13 protein-coding genes and 1 pseudogene are annotated in these 19,665 nt (G+C 64.7%); 6 read left to right on the top strand and 8 right to left on the bottom strand.

Features of this window, described 5'->3' with window-relative positions; translation table 11 throughout:
• Positions 1 to 64: 64 nt before the first annotated feature.
• Both malQ and ACVIW0_RS08635 read left to right on the top strand, forming a co-directional pair.
• Entirely contained in the window at positions 65 to 2,014 is a 1,950-nt protein-coding gene (gene malQ, locus ACVIW0_RS08630; RefSeq protein WP_461351933.1) for a 4-alpha-glucanotransferase, read from the top strand.
• Positions 2,015 to 2,029: 15 nt separating this feature from the next.
• Complete coding sequence (locus ACVIW0_RS08635; RefSeq protein WP_461351934.1) at positions 2,030 to 3,838, top strand: glycoside hydrolase family 15 protein; 1,809 nt, start codon at positions 2,030 to 2,032, stop codon at positions 3,836 to 3,838.
• A gap of 99 nt (positions 3,839 to 3,937) precedes the next feature.
• On the opposite strand, the gene ACVIW0_RS08640 is transcribed toward ACVIW0_RS08635, so the two are convergent.
• The 8 genes and pseudogenes from ACVIW0_RS08640 to ACVIW0_RS08675 all read right to left on the bottom strand — a co-directional run bounded on the left by ACVIW0_RS08640 (position 3,938) and on the right by ACVIW0_RS08675 (position 12,730).
• Entirely contained in the window at positions 3,938 to 4,756 is an 819-nt protein-coding gene (locus ACVIW0_RS08640) for a Cof-type HAD-IIB family hydrolase (RefSeq protein WP_461351935.1), read from the bottom strand.
• Positions 4,753 to 5,241 (bottom strand): gluconokinase, encoded by a 489-nt coding sequence (locus ACVIW0_RS08645; protein WP_461357277.1) that lies wholly within the window; start codon positions 5,239 to 5,241, stop codon positions 4,753 to 4,755. The genes ACVIW0_RS08640 and ACVIW0_RS08645 overlap by 4 nt, the downstream gene beginning before the upstream one ends.
• Positions 5,242 to 5,295: 54 nt before the next feature.
• On the bottom strand, positions 5,296 to 6,048 hold the full coding sequence (gene pgl / locus ACVIW0_RS08650; protein ID WP_461351936.1) for a 6-phosphogluconolactonase: 753 nt from the start codon (positions 6,046 to 6,048) through the stop codon (positions 5,296 to 5,298).
• Between the two features lies 1 nt (position 6,049).
• Entirely contained in the window at positions 6,050 to 7,543 is a 1,494-nt protein-coding gene (gene zwf, locus ACVIW0_RS08655; RefSeq protein ID WP_461351937.1) for a glucose-6-phosphate dehydrogenase, read from the bottom strand.
• Positions 7,544 to 7,552: 9 nt separating this feature from the next.
• A pseudogene (gnd, locus tag ACVIW0_RS08660) lies at positions 7,553 to 8,537 on the bottom strand (phosphogluconate dehydrogenase (NAD(+)-dependent, decarboxylating)).
• Positions 8,538 to 8,548: 11 nt separating this feature from the next.
• Complete coding sequence (locus ACVIW0_RS08665; protein ID WP_461351938.1) at positions 8,549 to 11,395, bottom strand: bifunctional transaldolase/phosoglucose isomerase; 2,847 nt, start codon at positions 11,393 to 11,395, stop codon at positions 8,549 to 8,551.
• Between the two features lie 216 nt (positions 11,396 to 11,611).
• The gene (locus ACVIW0_RS08670) at positions 11,612 to 12,061 is read right to left on the bottom strand and encodes a DsrE family protein (protein ID WP_461351939.1); all 450 of its coding nucleotides are present in this window, start codon (positions 12,059 to 12,061) and stop codon (positions 11,612 to 11,614) included.
• Positions 12,062 to 12,100: 39 nt separating this feature from the next.
• Complete coding sequence (locus ACVIW0_RS08675) at positions 12,101 to 12,730, bottom strand: hypothetical protein (RefSeq protein WP_461351940.1); 630 nt, start codon at positions 12,728 to 12,730, stop codon at positions 12,101 to 12,103.
• A gap of 521 nt (positions 12,731 to 13,251) precedes the next feature.
• Here ACVIW0_RS08675 and ACVIW0_RS08680 point away from each other — a divergent pair.
• The 4 genes from ACVIW0_RS08680 (at position 13,252) to ACVIW0_RS08695 (ending at position 19,535) form a co-directional block, all read left to right on the top strand.
• Complete coding sequence (locus tag ACVIW0_RS08680) at positions 13,252 to 15,195, top strand: PrkA family serine protein kinase (RefSeq protein ID WP_461351941.1); 1,944 nt, start codon at positions 13,252 to 13,254, stop codon at positions 15,193 to 15,195.
• A gap of 103 nt (positions 15,196 to 15,298) precedes the next feature.
• A complete protein-coding gene (locus tag ACVIW0_RS08685; protein ID WP_461351942.1) occupies positions 15,299 to 16,570 on the top strand; it encodes a YeaH/YhbH family protein in 1,272 nt (423 codons plus the stop codon).
• A 3-nt stretch (positions 16,571 to 16,573) separates the two neighbouring features.
• Complete coding sequence (locus tag ACVIW0_RS08690; protein WP_461357278.1) at positions 16,574 to 18,118, top strand: SpoVR family protein; 1,545 nt, start codon at positions 16,574 to 16,576, stop codon at positions 18,116 to 18,118.
• Positions 18,119 to 18,344: 226 nt separating this feature from the next.
• A complete protein-coding gene (locus ACVIW0_RS08695) occupies positions 18,345 to 19,535 on the top strand; it encodes an ABC transporter substrate-binding protein (RefSeq protein ID WP_461351943.1) in 1,191 nt (396 codons plus the stop codon).
• Positions 19,536 to 19,665 lie beyond the last annotated feature (130 nt).

Raw genomic sequence — 19,665 nt, forward strand, 5'->3', positions numbered from 1 at the left:
CCTTTCCCGCATCTATACAATTTAGCAACGATCCCAATACCGTTGCGAGCAGGCAGCGTGCCGAATGGACCTTTACGCCAAAGCCCAGACCCTGGGAATCCAGACCGAGTATATCGATGGTAGCGGTCACCGTCGTGTGACAACCCCGGAGGCGCTGGCCTCGATCCTGGCGGCGCTGCCGCCCCAGACGCCGCGGCGGATCGTCACCGATCCCGTGGTCGTCAGAGGGGGCCAGGCTGCGCAAACGCAGCTCGCCGATGCGGCGCGGCTTCCGGTGCAATGGAAAGTCACGAGCGGCGATGCGGTGCTCGCGCAAGGCGAGGCGCATGAGCGGAACGTGGCGTGGCCGTCCGGCCTGCCCGAGGGCGTGCACCGCTTGCTGCTGTCGGACGCATCGGGCAGCGAGCAGCTGCCGTTCCTGGTGGCGCCGGAGGGCGCGTTCGGCGGCACATTCGATCGCTGCTGGGTGATCGCGGTGCAGCTCTACGGCGTGCGCTCCGCGCGCAACTGGGGCATCGGCGACTTCACCGATCTGCAGTCGCTGCTCACATTCGCCCGGCAGCTCGGCGCCGACGGCATCGGGCTCAATCCGCTGCATGCGCTGTTCGACGATCGGCCTGGTGATTGCAGCCCGTATTCGCCAAACAGCCGACTGTTCCTCAACCCGCTTTATATCGACGTCGCGCAGATTCCCGAATTTCGGATCGATGCCGCGATGCAGGCCGCGCTGGCGCAGCTCCGTGGTCACGACCTGGTCGACTATGTCGGGGTTGCGGCGCTGAAATGGCCCGCGCTGCGCGCGGCCTTCGCTGCCTTCAAGGCCAATCCCGGTCCCGGCCGCCGGCAGGATTTCGAGGCTTTTCGCAACGAGCAGGGCGCACTGCTGTCGCGCTTCGCCTGCTTCGAGACGATGCGGCACAAGTTCAACAGGCCGTGGTGGGAGTGGCCGGATGAATGGCGGCACCCCAGCGACGTGGCTTGCGCCGAATTGCGGGGGGCGCGCGATTCAGCAGCCGAGGTCGAGTTCGTCGAATTCGTGCAATGGACCGCGGACCGCCAGCTCGGCGCCTGCCAGGCGCTGGCACACAAGCTCGGCATGCGGGTCGGGCTCTATCTCGACGTCGCCGTCGGCGTGCAGTCAGATGGTTTCGACGCCTGGAATGAGCAGACTGCGATCTCGCGCCATCTCGGCGTCGGCGCGCCGCCGGATCCGCTCAACACCGCGGGCCAGGATTGGGGGCTGGCCGGCTTCAACGCCGCGGGCCTCGAACAGCGCTCGTTCGAGCCGTTCCGGCAGATGCTGCGCGCCTCGATGCACCATGCTGGCGCGATCAGGCTCGACCACGCTTTCGGGCTGAAGCGGCTCTATCTGGTGCCGCGCGGCTTCGGGCCGGCCAATGGCGCCTATGTGCTGATGCCGTTCGAGGCGCTGCTGGCAGCGACCGCGCAGGAGAGTACAGCCAGCCGCTGCGTCGTGATCGGCGAGGATCTCGGCACCGTGCCGCCGGGATTCCGCGAGCAGATGAACGGCTGGGGGATCTGGTCCTATCTGGTGATGATGTTCGAGACCGACGACCAGGGCGCCTTCCGCAACGCCGACTATTATCTGCCGAACGCGCTGGTCACCTTCAACACCCACGACCTCTCGACCTATGCCGGCTGGCGCTCGTTCAGCGACCTCAAGACCAAGCGCGGGCTCGGGATTGATCCCGGCGAGACTGACCAGGGGCGCTGGAACGCGCTCGGCCAGCTCGACGACGTGCTGCACCGACACGACATCCACCATAACGATTTCTATTCGGTGGTGAGTTTCATGGCGCGGACGCGATCTCGGATGCTGGCGGTGTCGATGGAGGATCTGCTCGGCATTGTCGAGCAGCCCAACATCCCCGGCACCGTCTACGAGCATCCGAACTGGAAACGCCGGCTCCCGGTCCCGCTCGAGCAGCTCGCGTCGGCCATCGACATCGACGCGCTGAAGTGCGCAACCCGCGAGCGGTCACACGCAGGATAACGCGGAGCACGGCGCGTGGCTTCCCGGATCGAAGACTATGGACTGATCGGCGATTGCGAGACCGCCGCGCTGGTCGGCCGCGACGGCTCGATCGACTGGCTGTGCTGGCCGGCGTTCGATTCCGATGCCTGCTTCGCGGCGCTGCTCGGCACGTCGCGGAATGGCCGCTGGCTGCTGGCGCCGGCCGACGCGATCAAGCAGACCTCGCGCCGCTATCGAGATGACACGCTGATCCTGGAGACGCGGTTCGAGACCGCAAGCGGCGTGGTCGTGCTGATCGACTTCATGCCGCCGCGCGCCAGCGCCTCCGACGTGGTGCGCCTGGTGCGCGGGATCAGCGGCCGCGTCAGGATGCACATGGAACTGGTGATCCGCTTCGGCTTCGGCGTCGATGTCCCCTGGGTGAAGAAGAATCCGGACGGCGAGGGGCTGTTGGCGATCAGCGGGCAGGACATGACCGTGCTGCGCACGCCGGTCGAAACCACAGGCAAGGACCTGACCACGATCGCCGATTTCGAGGTCGGCGAGGGCGACACCGTGCCGTTCGTCCTGACCTACGGCGCGTCCTACCAGCCGCTGCCGGAGCCGATCGATCCCGAAGCGGCGCTGAAGGACACCGAGGATTACTGGAAGGAATGGTGCAGCCGTTCGACTTACGACGGCAGCTATCAGCGCGACCTCGTGATGCGTTCGCTGATCACGCTGAAGGCGCTGACCTTCAGGCCGACCGGCGGCATCGTCGCGGCACCGACCACGTCACTGCCGGAAAAGCTCGGCGGCGCGCGCAACTGGGACTACCGGTTCTGCTGGCTGCGCGACGCCACCTTCACGCTGCTGGCGCTGATGAATTCGGGCTACACCGAGGAAGCGGCGGCCTGGCACAACTGGCTGCTGCGGGCTGCGGCCGGCGCGCCGGCCAACATGCAGATCATGTACGGCATCCTGGGGCAGCGCCGCTTGCTGGAATGGGAGGCGGGATGGCTGCCCGGCTACGAGGGCGCGACGCCGGTCCGCGTCGGCAATGCCGCGCATGCGCAGCTTCAGCTCGACGTCTATGGCGAGCTGATCGACGCCTTTCACCAGTCCCGCATGGCCAAGCTCAAGCTCGACGAGGAGAACTGGTCGCTGGAATGCACCGTCGTCAATCATCTCGCCGATGTCTGGGACAAGCCGGATCACGGCATCTGGGAGCGGCGCGGCGTTCCCAGGCACTACGTGTTCTCCAAGGTGATGTGCTGGGTTGCCTTCGACCGCGCGATCAAGAGCGCGGAGCGGTTCGGCTTCAAGGCGCCGCTGGTGAAGTGGCGGGTGCTGCGCGAGGCCATCCATCGCGACGTCTGCCGACGCGGCTTCGATCCTGACCTCAACAGCTTCGTCGAGAGCTATGGCTCGAAGCTGCTCGATGCCAGCCTGCTGCTGTTGGCGTCGGTCGGCTTCCTGCCGCCCGACGATCCGCGCATCCGCGCCACGATCGCGGCGGTCGAGCGCCACATGATGCGCGACGGCTTCGTGCTGCGGCACGATCCGCGCGAGGTGTCGGATGAAAAACAGCCGATCGAGGGCGCGTTCCTGGCCTGCAGCCTGTGGCTCGCCGACGCCCATGTGCTGGCGGGAGATCTCGATAGGGCGCAGACCATGTTCGACCGCGTGGTGGCGGTCGCCAACGATCTCGGGCTGCTGGCGGAGGAGTTCGACTCCGGTGCCGGCCGCCAGACCGGCAACTTCCCGCAGGCGCTGACCCATATCGCGCTGATCAACACCGCGCACAATCTCAGCGCCGCCAGGGCCACTGCCGAGAAGCCCGCGGTGCAGCGCTCGAGCTGATGGTGGTGTGAAACCTCAAGAGATTACACTGAGCTGGAGCGGCGTCGACACCTCTCCCCAACTGGGAGAGGTGAACGCTCAACCCAATCCCATCGCGCTTTAGCGACCTGTCGTCAGCACGACGTCCATCGCGCGCGCAAAACCGTCGTGCTCGTTGGTCTCGGTGACATGCGTGGCGCGCGCCTTCACGTCATCGCTGGCATTGCCCATCGCAAACGAGACGCCGCTGCGCGCGAACATCGGCAGGTCGTTTTGCATGTCGCCGATCGTGGCGACGTTCTCGAGCGGAACGCCGAGGCGTTTCGCGATGCCTTCGACGAAGGTGCCCTTGTCGTGGCCGGGCGGGGTGACGTCGAGATAGTAGGTCTGAGAGCGCACCGCTGTCGCATCACGGCCGACCATCTGCTGCATGTCAGCCTCGCAGCGCTGCAGCAGCGCCGCGTCCGAGCTCGCGCCGACGATCTTGCAGGCCTGGTCGAGATAGGGCGTGAAATCGTCGACGATGGTCGGATCATGCTTGATGGTGCGCTGCTCGTGGGCGGTGTACTCGCCATCGGGATTGCGCGTCAGCCAGCGGTCGTTGGTGAACAGCCAGATGTCGACGCCGCGCTCGCGGAGCATATCGATGCAGCGCTTGGCCACGGCCGGAGGGATCACATGCTGCTCGAGCGGCTTCAATTGCGGATCGACGATCGACGAGCCGTTGAATGCGCCGATCGGCTGGGTGATCGCGAGCGGCGCGACCAGGAAGCCCATCCCGATGGTCGGCCGGCTGGAGACGATGGTGAAGCCGATGCCGGCCTCATGCAGCCTGCGCACCGCCATCCTGGCACCGTCGGTCAGGGTCTTGTCCTTGGTGAGCAGCGTGCCGTCGACATCGGATACGACAAGGGCGATGCGGGTCGCGATACGGGTCATGGGCGGTCCAGCTTCAGTTGATTGACGATGTCTTCGACAATGGTGTCGACCGAACGGTCGATCGCGACCGTGATCGGACGTTCGTCCGCCGTCGGCGGCTCCAGCGTCTTGAACTGGCTGGCGAGCAGGCCCGGCGGCATGAAATGGTCCTTGCGCGCGGCCAGCCTCGTCGCGATCAGCTCCTGCGTGCCGTCGAGGAAGACGATGCGGATATCGTCGCGGCCATGCACCAGGATGTCGCGATAGCTGCGCTTCAGCGCCGAGCAGGCGATCACGGCGCGCTCGCGGACGCCGCAGGTACGGTCGATCTCGGCGGCAATCGCGCGCAGCCAGGGCCAGCGGTCCTCGTCGGTGAGCGGCTGTCCGGAATGCATCTTCGCGACATTGCTCGGCGGATGGAAGCTGTCGCCGTCCTCGAAGCGCCAGCCGATCCGGATCGCGAGCCGGTCGGCGATGGTGCTCTTGCCCGAGCCGGATACGCCCATCACGACCAGGGCGCAGGGGTTTTGCCTGTCACCCAAGACAATCACCCAGCAAAATCATCCACGAAAATCCTCCGGCAGCGCAGCCTGATCGATCAGCCAGACGGTCTCGCCCAGCGATCGCGCGCGGTTTGCCGGCAGGTTCTCGCCTGCGAACAGGCGCGTCAAGATCGCGCGCTTGCTTTCGCCAGATACCTCGAACAGCATCTCGCGGCAGGAGGCAAGGGCGGGCAGGGTCAAGGAGATGCGCGGCACGAACGGCTCGACATTGGCCTTGGGCACCCCGACCACCCAGCGAAGGGTTTCCTCGACGGCTGGATAACCCGGAAACAGCGAGGCGGTGTGGCCGTCGGGCCCGATACCCATCAGCACCAGGTCGAACAGCGGCCGCGTCGGATCGAGCTGCTCGGCGCCGTAGAACGCCATCAGCTCGTTCTCGTACAGCGCCGCGCTGACGTCGGGATCCCTGAGATCGGCGGTATCGGTTGCGATCGGATGCACATTCGCCGCCAGCGCGCAGCGGTCGAGGAATGCCTGCCGCGCCATGCTCATATTGTGCAGCTTGTCCTTGCGCGGGACGAGGCGCTCGTCGCCGATGAACCAGTCGATGCGGTCCCACGGAATCCGCGCGCGATAGTCCGGCGTCGCCAGCAGCTGGTAGAGCGCCTTGGGGCTGGAGCCGCCGGTGAGGCAGATCGCGATCCGGCCTGGGTTCTCGTCGATCCGCGCGATCACCCGCTCGGCGGCCGCCTTCGCCAGGGCCGCCGGATCGGCGACCGTGATGATCCTGCGCTCGCCGCTCGCGGTCATCTCAGCCCAGCTTCCGCCAGCTGCGGCCGTCGCGGGTCAGCAGCGCGTTGGCCGCCTCCGGGCCTTCGGTGCCGGCCTTGTAGGGCTGCAGGCCGCGCCCGCCGGCGCTTTTCCAGGCGTCGAGGAAGGGCTGCACCGCCTGCCATCCGGCCTCCACGCTGTCGGCGCGCTGGAACAGCAGATTGTCGCCGATCATGCAGTCATAGATCAGCGTCTCGTAACCGGTCGACGGCTCGGCCTTGAAGTAGTCCTTGTAGCGGAACTTCATCTCGACGCCGTCGATGTTGATGGTCGGGCCCGGCACCTTGGTGTTGAACTGCAGCTCGATGCCTTCGGTCGGCTCGGTTGAGATGACCATGTAGTTCTGCGACAGGCGGTCGACAGCCGTATCGCGGAACATCGCGAAGGGCGCCTGCTTGAACTTGATGGCGATCTCGGTGCGCTTGGTGGCCAGCGCCTTGCCGGTGCGCAGATAGAACGGCACGCCGGCCCAGCGCCAATTGTCGATGGTCAGCTTCAGCGCGGCATAGGTCTCGGTCGAGCTGTCGGGCCTGACATCCGGTGTCTTCAGATAGTCCTCGATCTCGATGTCGCCGATTCGGCCGGCGCGATACTGGCCGCGCACCGAGTTGGACAACGCCTCCTGCTCGCTCTGGAGCTGGATCGCGCTCAGCACCTCGGCCTTTTCCGAGCGCACCGCATGGGCGTCGAACCGTGCCGGCGGCTCCATCGTCACCAGCGACAGCAACTGGAACAAATGGTTCGGCACCATGTCGCGCAGCGCGCCGGTGGCGTCATAGAAGCTGCCGCGATGACCGACGCCGAGCTTCTCGTCGACGGTGATCTGGACGTGGTCGATATGATTGCGATTCCAGATCGGCTCGAACATGCCGTTGGCGAAGCGCAGCACCAAAATGTTCTGCACGGTTTCCTTGCCGAGGTAATGGTCGATCCGGTAGATCTGGTGCTCGTCCATCAGCTTCAGCAGCGCGGCATTGAGCGCCCTGGCCGAAGGCAAATCGGTGCCGAACGGCTTTTCGATGATCAGCCGCCGCCAGGCGCCGTTCTCTTCCAGCATGCCGGTGCGCCCGAGCTGCTCACTGATCGGCAGGAAGGCGCTCGGCGGGGTCGCGAGATAGAACAGCCGATTGCCGCCGGTGCCGCGCGCTTGCTCGAGCTTGTCGAGCCTTTCGTTCATGGTATCGAAGGAGGGGGGATCGCTCGGATCGGCCTCGATCGCCGTGACGCATTCGAACAGGCGCGTGACGACCGCCTCGTCCACCGGACGGGTCGCGAACTTGCGTAGTCCCTGCAGCAGGCTGTCCTTCATCTGGTCGCTCGACATGCCCTTGCGGGCGATACCGACGACGCAGAATTTGTCGGGCAGCAGGTTGCCGGCGGCGAGATTGTAGAGTGCCGGGATGACCAGCCGGTGTGTCAGGTCACCGGTGGCGCCGAAGATGATGAAGGAACAAGGATCGGGTTTCTTCTGCACGTGACCTCTTCAAGCTTTCTTCGGCGGCTCCTTGTGGCCGCCGAAACCTGCGCGCATCGCCGAGAGGATCTTCTCGGCAAAGGTATGATCCTTGCGCGAGCGGAAGCGGGTGTAGAGCGCGGCCGTCAGCACCTCGGCCGGGACCGCCTCGTCGACCGCGGCATTGACGGTCCAGCGGCCTTCGCCGGAATCCTCGACAAAGCCGGAGTAATTGTCGAGGGTGAGGTTCTGCGCCAGCGCCGACGCCGTGAGGTCGAGCAGCCAGGACGGGATCACGCTGCCGCGCCGCCAGACTTCGGCGATGTCGGCGATGTCGAGATCGAAGCGGTGGTCCGGCGGCAGTGCGTCGATATTGGCATTCTTCAGGATGTCGAAGCCTTCGGCATAGGCCTGCATCAGGCCGTATTCGATGCCGTTGTGGATCATCTTGACGAAATGCCCGGCGCCAACTGGACCGGCGTGGATGTAGCCGTGTTCGATGCGCGGATCGCGGCCGTCGCGGCCCTGGGTGCGCGGGATGTCGCCGATGCCGGGCGCCAGCGTCTTGAAGATCGGGTCGAGCCGGTCGACGACGCCCTTCTCGCCGCCGATCATCATGCAATAGCCGCGCTCGATGCCCCAGATGCCGCCGCTGGTGCCGACATCGACGTAATGCAGCCCGCGCTCCCTGAGCGCCTTGCCGCGGCGGACGTCGTCCTGCCAGAAGGTGTTGCCGCCGTCGATGATGACGTCGCCGGGCTGCATCAGCTTCGCGAGCGCCTCGATGGTGGATTCGGTGATCTTGCCCGGCCGGCAGCATCACCCAGGCGGTGCGCGGCGCCTCCAGCTTGAGCACGAAATCCTCCAGCGACGAGGCGCCAGTGGCATTGTCGGCGACCAGAGCGGCGACCGCCTTGGGGTCCTTGTCGTAGACCACGGCGGTGTGGCCGTTGCTTATCAGGCGGCGGACGATGTTGCCGCCCATCCGCCCGAGGCCGATCATGCCGAGTTGCATCGTGGCCTCCGTCAGTTCAGTGCAGCCGAGATCGCGGCATCGAGCGCCGCGAGCCCGGAGGTGAGGTCACCCTTGAGGTGCACGCGCAGCGCCCGGCGGCCGCGCTCGGTGAGCACGTCGAAATCGCCGCGCGCCTGCGCCGCCTTGATCACGCCGAAGCTCGCCTTCTGGCCGGGCACCGCCAGGTCCTTTGTGTCGTCGGTCGTGACCTGGAGGAACACGCCGCTGTCGGGGCCTCCCTTGTAGGCCTGTCCGGTCGAGTGCAGGAAGCGCGGGCCGAATTCGGCGCAGGTCGCAAGATGTTTTGCATCGCGGACCTTCAGCCGCATCGCCTGCATGGCGTCGATGGTGTCACCATCGCGCTCGATATAGGCGAGCAGCGCGACGTAGTCGCCGCGGCCGGAGCGCGAGAGGTGGGCTTTGACCCAGGAATTGAGATCGCCATTGGCGCCGGCCTTACGCAGCTCCTCGGCGTTCTGCGCATCGGTGTAGAGCTCGACCCCGTCGGCCGACACCACCGGTTCTTCGGCCGGCAACGACCCGGCCTTCTCGAACGCCGCCGTCAGCTCGCGGGTCTTGATCTTGGCGGCCTCGACGTCGGGCTGGTTGAATGGGTTGATGCCGAGGATCGAGCCCGCCACCGCGGTCGCGATCTCGAAGCGGAAGAACTCCTGGCCGATATGGTCGATCGACTTCATCACGATCCGGACCACCGGATGGCCGGCGGCCTCGAGTGCGGCGAGCCTGGCCTCATGCGCGGCGTCGGTCTCGCCTTCGGTGCGAAGGTCGATGAAGAAGCGGTCGTTGCCATAGACACCGGGATCGCCGAGCGTCTCGCCCTCGATCGGGATCAGGCCCTTGCCGTCCTTGCCGGTCGATTCCGCGATCAGCTGCTCGGCCCAGGCGCCGAAATCGGCGACGTCGGGCGAGGCGAAGATCGTCACCTTGTCGCGGCCTTCCAGCCCTGCGATGCCCATCGCCAGCCCGAGCTGGACGCCCGGGTTTTCCTGCGGCGGTACGTCGGCGCCGCAGGAGCGCACCATCGCAAGGGTATGGCCGAGCAGGCTGCGGACGTCGATGCCCGCGGCGGCCGCCGGCACCAGGCCGAACGGCGACAGCACGGAATAGCGGCCACCGATCGCAGGGTCGCCGTAGAAGATGCGGGCAAAGCCCTGCTTGATCGCGACCTTCTGCAGCGACGAGCCCGGATCGGTCACCGCGATGAAGCGATGGCCGGCCTTGTCCTTGCCGATCGCTTTGGCCACCCGGTCGAAGAAATAGTCCTTCATCACGTTCGGCTCGGTGGTGCCGCCGGACTTGGAGGAGACGATGAACAGCGTCTTGGCGATGTCGACATATTCCTCCATCGCGCGTACCTGCGCCGGATCGGTGGAGTCGAGCACGTGCAGCCGCGGGAAGCCGGATCTGTGCGGGAAGGTCTGCGCCAAGACCTCCGGCCCGAGGCTCGAGCCGCCCATGCCGAGCACCACGGCGTCGGTGAAGTTCTGGCCCTTCACGCGCCTGGCGAAATCCTCGTAGTCGGCGACGTCGGCGGAGGCGGCGCTGGTCAGCCAGCCCAGCCATTTGTCCTCGTCGTCGCCGGTCCAGACCGACTTGTCCTTGTGCCAGAGCCGGCGGATCTTGGCCGAGGTACGCCATTCCTCGGTGCTGTTCTCGACCGCCTTCGCGATGGTGGCGCCGAGCGCCAGCTTCTGCTGGTCGATGCCGCCGCCGAGCGAGGTGGCGCGCTTGTAGGCCACTGCGCCGTACAGCTTGTCCGCAGCGTCGGCGAACAGCTTGACGCCGTCCTTGACCAGCTCCTCGGTGATCGCGTCGAGCGAGATGCCGGACTTCTCCAGCTCCTCCAGCACGTGGCGGGCGTCCGCGACGTTCTCCTCGAGGCTGTCGCGGACCTTGCCGTGATCGCGGAAGGCATCGAGGGTGGCCGGCGGCACGGTGTTGACGGTGTCGGGGCCGATCAGCTCCTCGACATAGAGCACGTCGCTGTAATCCTTGTTCTTGGTGCCGGTCGACGCCCACAGCAGCCGCTGCGGCTTGGCGCCCTTGGCGGTGAGCTTGTCCCAGCGCGGGCCCGAGAACAGGCGCTTGTAGTCCTGATAGGCGAGTTTTGCATTTGCGATCGCCACCTTGCCCTTGAGCGCGGCGAGGCGCTCCTTCTCGGAGGGATCGTTGGCCTTGGCGATCTTCTCGTCGAGCTGCTTGTCGACGGCGGAGTCGATGCGGCTGACGAAGAAGCTCGCGACGCTTGCGACATGGGAGGGATCGCCGCCCTTGGCGACGTATTTCTCCAGGCCCTTCAGATAGGCCTCCGCGACCTGGCGATAGACCTCCTGCGAGAACAAGAGCGTGATGTTGATGCTGATGCCTTCGCCGATCAGATATTCGATCGCCGGCAATCCTTCCGCCGTCGCCGGCACCTTGACCATCAGGTTCTTGCGGTGGACGTCCTTCCAGAGCCGCTCGGCCTCGGCGATCGTGCCCTTGGTGTCCATCGCCAGATAGGGCGACACTTCGAGGCTGACGAAGCCGTCGCCGCCATGGCTCTGGTCATAGACCGGGCGCAGCACGTCGGCGGCGTGTTGGATGTCCTCGACGGCGAGATGCTCGAACAGGTCGGCAACCGCGCGGTCGCCCTTCTTCAGCGCCTGGCCGATCGCCCCGTCATACTCGTCCGAGGTGCCGATCGCCTTCTCAAAGATCGAGGGGTTGGACGTCACGCCTTTGACGCCGTCGGTCTCGATCAGCCGCTTCAGGTCGCCCTTGGCCACGAAGCCGCGGGCGAGGAAGTCCAGCCAGACGGCCTGGCCGTGATTTTCGAGTGCTTTGACGGGGTTCATGGGTGCCTGTTCTCGTTCGATCGAGGGTCGATTTTTGGGTTCCCGGGCAGCTTTCGGGGGCGGAGGGGGATTGTCAACATGGCTGGGGGCCCGGGCGGACTATCAGCATTCCCAAGGGATAACACCATTCACAACAGTTCGATCCCCTCGGACGCGGTCCGAGCAGACCCTGAACTCAGCACATTTTTATGACGCGTCGCGGTGTGCGAGCGAACGTCATGGCCGCAGGTAGAGGTAGCCTTGGGATTGCAGCTCGGCGAGGCGGCGGACCACGCCGTCGCGCTCGGCGGCAACGAAGCCGGGGAGCAGGTCGCCAAGGCCGATGTTCTGCGATTTCATGGTGTTGCCGCAGGCGGCGAGCTCGATCCCGTCCTTCCTGAACCGCCCGATGCGCTTCGAAAGGTCGGGGCTGGCTCCGGACGCATGAAACGCCTTCAGCGCCTGGCCGTGCACCACCAGCGCGATCGTCACATTGCCGGGGCCGCCGGCGCCGTCGAGATGGTTCTGGATGTTGCCGATCACGAAACTGACCTTGTCGAGGTCGTTGAGGTGGTAGACCACCTTCAGCTTCTGCGGTGCTGCCTCGGTGGCGGCCTGCACCCGTGACGCCGCGAAGGCGGCACCGAGCGCCGAGAGCGTGCCCCACAGGATGCTGCGTCGGTGCATGGCGGTCCCTCGTGCAATTGTTGTTGACGGGCGAGCCTATCACTTGTGGCGGAGTGCTGCGAGTTCCTTGCGGTCAGTCACAAGTTCGGCGCATTCGCGCGAGTCCGCGCGATCGAGGCAAAAGACCTTGTCGTCGGCGCCGGCGAGCAGCTCCTCGCTCGCGTCATCGTCGGGCTTGTTGCGATTCCACATCCGGATGCTGGCGAGGCGTGCGATCGCGGATTTGTCGTCCTTCGACAACGCCACGCTGATGCCGCCGCCCTCGCAATCCACGCCGCATTCGAAGTGGATGTCCTGTCCGGATTCGGTCGCGAGCGCGTGGTTACAGTAGCCGCTGGAGTCGAAATTGCCGGAGCGGTGGCGGTAGCTGACACCAAGGCGGAACGAATAGTTGGTGGTCTTGTCCTCCGGTGCGTCTTCGGCCTCGACCAGAAGCTTCATCGCGCTGACCTTCTGCTTCGGATGCTGCGCGAGATGATTTGCATCGTATCGCCGCACGAAGCAGGCATAGGCTTTCCCGCCCGGCGGGCCGGCGAACATCCTGTTGTCGAAGGCGGCTGCCAAGCCCTTGTCGACCGCCTTGTCGACCTCCTCCTGCGCCTGGACGGCTGACGACACGCCGGCACAGGCGGCGGCTGCGAGTGCGACAACTAGGAACGTTCGCTGCATGATCGGCCTTGGGAATATGCCGCGCCTCCAAGGTGTCATCTCTACAGCGCGGCAATGGTGCCGCGCGGAACTGCGCGGGCTCGTTGCCTTAGTCGAGGCGAGAAGAAGGCGCGTTCAATGGCTTCTGAATGTTTGTTCATCCGAATCTGTGACGCGCGCATCTTGACGCCAAGGCTGGACGGTCACACGTTTTCAGGGAAGCCCAACGTTCATTTCGGACGGGGAAGTCGCCTCGGTCGGATGTCCGCTTCGGAAGCCTGTTCGGAGGCTTGGGCCCCGTTAAACCACGGATGTGGCGGAGGGGTTACAAACGTCAAAAACAGGGTACCAATGGGGGATATTGATGAACCATTAAGCTTCCTGCCTGTTGATAAGGCAGAGGCTGCACGCGCCGTGCATTGCCGAACTGAGTCCGTCGAGTGTCCAATAGACCCAGCGTGCCGACGCTGATTCGATCCTAGGACGCTCTTGTTACGACTCGTGTCAGTCGTGCGGCGATACATATCGTGGAGAGAGGGATCATGTACAACGATTCTTTGTTCAACGCCTTCGCAAGGTCGTTCGAAGCGCGAAGCCAGACCGACATGTCGATGGCCGAGTATTTGGAGTCGTGTCGAAGTGATCCGATGCGATACGCCAATGCGGCCGAGCGGTTACTAGCGGCTATCGGTGAGCCCCAGATGATCGACACGGCCAAGGACCCACGCCTTGGCCGTATCTTTTTGAACCGTACGATCAGGTCGTATCCGGCCTTCTCCGGCTTCTACGGCATGGAGGACACGATCGAGCGCCTGGTCGGCTTCTTCCGCCACGCCGCGCAGGGCCTCGAAGAGCGCAAGCAGATCCTCTATCTGCTCGGACCGGTCGGCGGCGGCAAGTCGTCGCTCGCCGAGCGCATCAAGGCGTTGATGGAAGTCCACCCGATCTACGTGCTGAAGGCGGGTGACGAGCTGTCGCCGGTGTTCGAGAGCCCGCTCGGGCTGTTCGATCCCGAGCAGCTCGGGCCGATGATCGAGGAGAAGTACGGCATTCCGCGCCGCCGGCTGAGCGGGCTGATGTCGCCCTGGGCCTACAAGCGGCTCGAGGCCTTCGGCGGCGACATCTCGCAATTCCGCGTCGCGCGCATCCAGCCGTCCCGTCTGCGCCAGATCGCGGTCGCCAAGACCGAGCCCGGTGACGAGAACAACCAGGACATCTCCTCGCTCGTCGGCAAGGTCGACATCCGCAAGCTCGAGACCTATGCCCAGAACGATCCCGACGCCTACAGCTATTCCGGCGGCCTCAACCGCGCCAACCAGGGCGTGCTCGAGTTCGTCGAGATGTTCAAGGCGCCGATCAAGATGCTGCACCCGCTGCTGACCGCGACGCAGGAGGGCAACTACATCGGCACCGAGAACATCGGCGCGATCCCGTTCACCGGCATCATCCTCGCGCACTCCAACGAAGCTGAGTGGCAGAGCTTCAAGACCAACAAGAACAACGAGGCCTTCATCGACCGTATCTGTGTCATCAAGGTCCCGTACTGCCTGCGGGTGACCGAGGAGCAGAAGATCTACGAGAAGCTGATCCAGGGCTCCGAGCTCGCCGCAGCACCCTGCGCGCCGGCCACGCTCGAGACGCTGGCCCGCTTCTCGGTGATGTCGCGCCTGCGCAAGCACGAGAACTCGACGCTGTTCGCCAAGATGCGGGTCTATGACGGCGAGAGCCTGAAGGAATCCGATCCGAAGGCGCGCAGCGTGCAGGAGTACAAGGACGCTGCCGGCGTCGACGAGGGCATGGACGGCGTCTCCACCCGTTTTGCCTTCAAGGTGCTGGCCTCGACCTTCAACCACGACACCACCGAGGTCGGCGCCGACGCGGTGCACCTGATGTATGTGCTGGAGATGGCGATCCGCCGCGAGCAGCTGCCTGACGAGACCGAGAAGCGCTATCTCGAATTCATCAAGGCCGACCTTGCGCCGCGCTATGCCGAGTTCATCGGCAACGAGATCCAGAAGGCCTATCTGGAATCCTATGCCGACTACGGCCAGAACCTGTTCGACCGCTATGTCGACTACGCCGACGCCTGGATCGAGGATCAGGACTTCAAGGATCCCGACACCGGCCAGCTGATGAACCGGGAACTCCTGAACCAGGAGCTGACCAAGATCGAGAAGCCGGCCGGCATCGCCAACCCGAAGGACTTCCGCAACGAGGTCGTCAAGTTCTCGCTGCGTTCGCGGGCGCATAATGGCGGCAAGAACCCGAGCTGGACCTCCTACGAAAAGGTTCGCGACGTGATCGAGAAGCGGATATTCTCGCAGGTTGAGGATCTGCTCCCGGTGATCTCGTTCGGTTCCAAGAAGGACGGCGAGACCGAGAAGAAGCATGGCGAGTTCGTCGAGCGGATGGTGGAGCGCGGCTATACCGAGCGCCAGGTCCGCCGGCTCGTCGAGTGGTACATGCGGGTGAAGCAGGCCGGCTGATGCACGATCCGGACAGCCGGTATCAACCGGCTTTCCGTTCCTTCCAAGCAAGAATGCGATGCGACTCTGATCGCATCCGGCGCGAGGCAGATGCAAAGTGGTCATGCACATCGTCGATCGGCGGTTGAATCCGGGTAGCAAGAGCCTGGAGAACCGGCAGCGCTTCCTGCGGCGCGCCAAGGCGCTGGTGCAGGGGGCCGTCAAGAAGTCGTCTCAGGATCGGGACATCAAGGATGTCCTGGAGGGCGGCGAGGTGACTATTCCGCTGGACGGGATGGATGAGCCGCGGTTCCGGCGCGAAGGCGGCACCCGTGACATGGTGCTGCCCGGCAACAAGAAGTTCGTCGAGGGCGACTGGTTGCAGCGCCCGAACCAGAGCGGCGCCAAGGGCTCTGGCGCGGGCGAGGGCGACAGCGAGGACGCCTTCCGCTTCGTGCTCAGCCGGGAGGAATTCGTCGACCTTTTCCTCGACGACCTCGAACTGCCCGACCTCGCCAAGCGCAAGCTCGCGGAAACCGAGAGCGAGGGCATCCAGCGCGCCGGTTACGCGACCTCGGGCTCGCCCGCCAACATCTCGATCAGCCGCACGGTGAGCCGCGCGCTGGCACGACGCGTGGCGCTGCGCCGACCGCGCAAGGACGAGATCGAGGCGCTCGAGGCGGAGCTTGCCGAGTGCGACGACGAGGCGCGCCGCCGCGAACTTCTGGCGCTGCTCGAAGCGTTGAAGGCCAAGGCCAAGCGGATCCCGTTCATCGATCCGATCGACATCCGCTACCGCCGCTTCGAGACGGTGCCGAAGCCGGTGGCGCAGGCCGTGATGTTCTGCCTGATGGACGTCTCCGGCTCGATGTCCGAGCACATGAAGGATCTGGCGAAGCGGTTCTACATGCTGCTCTACGTGTTCCTGAAGCGGCGCTACAAGCATGTCGAGATCGTGTTCATCCGGCACACCGACCGCGCCGAAGAGGTCGACGAGGATACGTTCTTCCACGGGCCGGCCTCCGGCGGCACGCTGGTGTCGAGCGCGCTGGTCGCGATGAACGACATCGTCCGCACCCGCTTCCGCCCCGCCGACTGGAACATTTACGCGGCGCAGGCGTCGGACGGCGACAACATGACCTCCGACAGCGGAATGACGGGGCATCTCCTGACCGACAAGATCCTGCCGGTCTGCCAGTTCTTCGCCTATCTCGAGGTCGGCGAGGCCGCCAACTACACCTTCGACATGCCGGATTCCTCGCTCTGGACGCTCTATGAGCGTCTGCGCAACGAAGGCGCGCCGCTGTCGATGCGCAAGGTGAGCGAGCGCGGCGAGATCTTCCCGGTGTTCCAGGATTTGTTCAAGCGCCGCACCACCAGTCAGGAAAGGGTTTAGTTGATGGGGTCTTCCGGCGAACGGTTGTTCGAGGGCGCCGACTGGGATTTCCAGACGCTGCAGCGGATTCACGATGCCTGCGAGAAGATCGCGCGCACCGAGCTGGGGCTCGACGTCTATCCGAACCAGATCGAGGTGATCACGGCCGAGCAGATGCTCGACGCCTACTCCTCGGTCGGCATGCCGCTGTTCTACAAGCACTGGTCGTTCGGCAAGCAGTTCGCCTTCCAGGAAGCGTCCTACCGCAAGGGCCTGATGGGCCTCGCCTATGAGATCGTGATCAATTCCTCGCCCTGCATCTCCTACCTGATGGAGGAGAACACCGCGACGATGCAGGCGCTGGTGATCGCGCATGCGGCGTTCGGGCACAATCACTTCTTCAAGAACAACTACCTGTTCAAGCAGTGGACCGATGCCGACGGCATCCTCGACTATCTCGAGTTCGCCAAGGGCTACATTGCGGCCTGCGAGGATCGCCATGGCCGCGAGACGGTGGAGCGGACGCTCGATGCCGCGCATGCGCTGATGTCGCATGGTGTCGACCGCTATCCCGGCAAGAAGATGCTCGACCTGCGTGCCGAGGAGAAACGCGCCGGCGAGCGGCGGCAGCACGAGGAAGCCGTGTTCAACGATCTGTGGCGCACGGTGCCGAACACCAAGGCCAAGAGCAAGGCTATCCTCACCGCCGAGCGGCGCCGCGCGCTGCTCGGTCTGCCGCAGGAGAACATCCTCTACTTCCTCGAGAAGACCGCGCCGCGCCTGCAGGGCTGGCAGCGCGAGCTCATCCGCATCGTGCGCCACATCGCGCAGTATTTCTATCCGCAGGGCCAGACCAAGGTGATGAACGAGGGCACCGCGACCTACGTCCACTACCGCATCATGAGCCGGCTGCATCAACAGGGCCAGATCACCGACGGCAATTTCCTTGAATTCCTGCAGTCGCACACCAATGTGGTGTTCCAGCCGGAGTTCGACGATCGCCGCTATTCCGGCTTCAACCCCTACGCGCTCGGCTTTGCCATGATGCAGGACATCGAGCGGATCGTGAAGACTCCGGAAGATGAGGACCGCGACTGGTTCCCCGATATTGCCGGCAAGGGTGACGTCGAGGGCGTCTTGCGCGAGATCTGGAGCAACTACCGCGACGAGAGCTTCATCAGCCAGTTCTTGAGCCCGGCGCTGATCCGGCGCTTCCGCATGTTCCATCTGCACGACGACCCCGCCGAAAGCCAGGGGATCAAGGTCGACGCGATCCATGACGAACGCGGTTACCGCCGGGTGCGCCGCGAGCTGGCGCGGCAATATGACGTCGGCTTCGTCGACGCCAATATCGAGGTCGTGGATGTCGATCTCGACGGCGATCGCCGCCTGTTGCTGCGTCACACCACCGTGAAGGGCGCGCAGCTCAACGAGACCGACGCGCGCCGCGTGCTGCAGCATCTCGCCGATCTCTGGACCTACGACGTTGCGCTGACCGAAGTCGACGGCACCGACAAGGTGCTGAAGGAATACGTCGTCAGCCCGCGCGCGGCGGCGGTCGCGGCTTGAGGCTGTCGCGTTCGCTGAGCTGAGCGCGGCGCAGACCGCCGCGCGGAATGCGCGTCTCGCTCCGCGAACCTCTCGACACATCTGCGAATTTTGAAGCTGCATCACGGTCCGCGGGAACGCGATTGCAGGCATGCGGACATGGCGCGGAAGCTTTCTTGGTGATTGCCTGCGCGGGCGCGATGGATAATGTGCGCCGCGTCAAGAAAACCAAGAAAAGGATACGCTCTTGTCAATTCGCTTCCGCCTGGCGGGCCTGCTCGCCGTCACCGCGCTCATGGCCTCGCCGATCCCGTCATCCATCGCAGCCGAAAGCGCAATCAAAATCGGAAACACCGCGCCTTACAGCGGACCGGCGTCGGCCTACGGCACCATCGCGCGCGCCGAAGCCGCGTATTTCCAGATGCTCAACGATCAGGGCGGCATCAACGGCCGCAAGATCGAGTTCGAGAGTCTCGATGATGCCTATTCGCCGTCGAAAACGGTCGAGCAGACCCGCAAGCTGGTCGAGCAGGACGAGGTGCTCGCGGTCTTCAGCGCGGTCGGCACCGCGCCCAATATCTCGGTGCAGAAATATCTCAACATCAAGCATGTGCCGCAGCTGTTCGTGTCGTCAGGCGCGACGCGCTGGAACGATCCGAAACAGTTCCCGTGGACGGTCGGCTTCAATCCGACCTACGAGCTCGAAGGCCGGCTCTACGCAAAGTACATCCTGAAGACTAAGCCGGATGCCAAGATCGCCGTCATCACGCCGAACGAGGACGCCGGCAAGGATTATCTCAGGGGCTTCAAGGACGGCCTCGGCGAGCATGTCGGCCAGATCGTCGCGGAGACCACCTATCTCACGACCGACCCGACCATCGATTCCCAGATGGTGACGATGCGCGAGTCCGGCGCGGACGTGTTCTTCGCCGAGGCGACGCCGAAATTCGCAGCGCAAGCGCTGCGCAAGGCGGCGAGCATGGGCTGGAAGCCGCTGACCATCCTGCCGACCGTCTCCAACTCGGTCTCCGCCGTGCTTGAACCTGCAGGGCTCGAGAACGTCATCGGTGTCGTGACCGGGCTCTATCTGAAAGACCCGACCGATCCACGCTGGGCCAACGATCCCGCGCAGAAGGAGTTTTCCGCCTGGATGCAGAAGTATCAGCCGAATGCGAGCGCGGGCGATCTCTTCAACGTGCAGGGCTACACGGTCGCGCAGGTCATGGCGGCGGTGCTGAAGAACTGCAACGGCGACTACAGCCGCGACAACATCATCAAGCAGGCGACCAACCTGAAAGCGCTCGAACTGCCGATGCTGTTGCCGGGCATCAAGGTGCAGACCGAGCCCGACAATGTGACGCCGATCCGCCAGATCCAGATGGCGCGGTTCGACGGCAAGTCCTGGGCGCTGTTCGGCGACGTGCTGAGCGACAAGTAGCGGTCTGAATGTAAGGTTCGTAGGGTGGGCAAAGCGTCAGCGTGCGCACCATCGCGAGCAAGGTGCGTAAAGGTGGGCACGTCGCTGCGCTCCTTTGCCTACCCTACGGCTGGACGACACGGAGTTTGCT

The sequence above is a fragment of the Bradyrhizobium sp. USDA 4454 genome, assembly GCF_054822705.1.